The sequence below is a fragment of the Lacihabitans sp. LS3-19 genome (assembly GCF_024343575.1).
In the GTDB taxonomy this organism is placed as follows: domain Bacteria; phylum Bacteroidota; class Bacteroidia; order Cytophagales; family Spirosomataceae; genus Leadbetterella.
Genome location: NZ_RJUA01000129.1, coordinates 1 through 1897, shown reverse-complemented (window position 1 = coordinate 1897; position 1897 = coordinate 1). Strand labels below are relative to the sequence as shown.

General features: G+C 47.8%; 1 rRNA gene. It reads left to right on the top strand.

From position 1 onward, the window contains the following. Positions 1 to 302: 302 nt before the first annotated feature. Positions 303 to 1807: ribosomal RNA gene (locus EGI22_RS22880) — 16S ribosomal RNA — on the top strand. Positions 1808 to 1897: the final 90 nt, after the last annotated feature.

Below are 1897 nucleotides of genomic sequence, written 5' to 3'. Positions count from 1 at the left end.
AAATAAAATTTGGAAAAGGGGAAAAAGAAGTGCTACCTTTGCACTCCCAAACGGCGAGAGAGAAGAAATAGGAGAGTTAGTTGGGATAAAGTACATTAAAAATAAATAAATTTTTTTCGATAAAAATTTGGGAAATAAAAAAAGGTTGTTACCTTTGCACCCCGATTAAACGAGAAGGATTAAGAGTTTAGAAGGGAAAGCTTGAAAAGGCAACGAGCTCACTACGGTGGGATAAAGTTCATTAACTTATTGGAGATAGAGACGAAACACGAAGTTGGGAGATCTTTCTGTTAGTAGATATTACTATGGAGAGTTTGATCCTGGCTCAGGATGAACGCTAGCGGCAGGCTTAATACATGCAAGTCGAGGGGGCAGCAATGTCACCGGCGAACGGGTGCGTAACGCGTATGCAACCTACCTACATCAGGGGGATAGCCCTAGGAAACTGGGATTAACACCGCATAATAGAGACTCTGGCATCAGAGACTTTTGAAATATTTATAGGATGTAGATGGGCATGCGTAGGATTAGCTAGTTGGTAAGGTAACGGCTTACCAAGGCTACGATCCTTAGGGGCTCTGAGAGGAGTATCCCCCACACTGGCACTGAGATACGGGCCAGACTCCTACGGGAGGCAGCAGTAGGGAATATTGGGCAATGGAGGCAACTCTGACCCAGCCATGCCGCGTGCAGGAAGACGGTCCTCTGGATTGTAAACTGCTTTTGAATGGGAAGAATGTGCTCCTTGCGAGGGGTAATGACGGTACCATTAGAATAAGCCACGGCTAACTACGTGCCAGCAGCCGCGGTAATACGTAGGTGGCGAGCGTTATCCGGATTTATTGGGTTTAAAGGGTGCGTAGGCGGCTTAATAAGTCGGTGGTTAAAAGTAGCAGCTTAACTGTTTTACATGCCATCGATACTGTTGAGCTTGAGATATTTGGAGGCAGCTAGAATTTCCGGTGTAGCGGTGAAATGCATAGATACCGGAAGGAATACCAATTGCGAAGGCAGGTTGCTACGAATAAACTGACGCTGATGCACGAAAGCGTGGGGATCAAACAGGATTAGATACCCTGGTAGTCCACGCCGTAAACGATGATTACTAGTTGTTGGGTGAATAGCTCAGTGACCAAGGGAAACCGATAAGTAATCCACCTGGGGAGTACGCCGGCAACGGTGAAACTCAAAGGAATTGACGGGGGTCCGCACAAGCGGTGGAGCATGTGGTTTAATTCGATGATACGCGAGGAACCTTACCTAGGCTAGAATGTGAGCGAAGTAATCAGAGATGGTTACGTCAGCAATGACGCGAAACAAGGTGCTGCATGGCCGTCGTCAGTTCGTGCCGTGAGGTGTTGGGTTAAGTCCCGCAACGAACGCAACCCCTATTGTCTGTTGCCATCAGGTTATGCTGGGGACTCAGGCAAGACTGCCTACGCAAGTAGAGAGGAAGGAGGGGACGACGTCAGGTCATCATGGCCCTTACGCCTAGGGCGACACACGTGCTACAATGGTAGGTACAGAGTGCAGCAAGCTGGCAACAGCAAGCGAATCACAAAAAGCCTATCACAGTTCGGATTGGGGTCTGCAACTCGACCCTATGAAGCTGGAATCGCTAGTAATCGCATATCAGCCATGATGCGGTGAATACGTTCCCGGACCTTGTACACACCGCCCGTCAAGCCATGGGAGTTGGGTAGACCTGAAGCGGAAGGTAAAAGACTTCGTTAGGGTAGAACTAGCGACTGGGGCTAAGTCGTAACAAGGTAGCCGTACCGGAAGGTGTGGCTGGAACACCTCCTTTTTAGAGATAATTTGTCGCAAGACAGATGAAATAAACAATAAAGGAAGGTCTTTGATACAAAACAAAAAAGTGTTAGTCTTTATCTCCGAA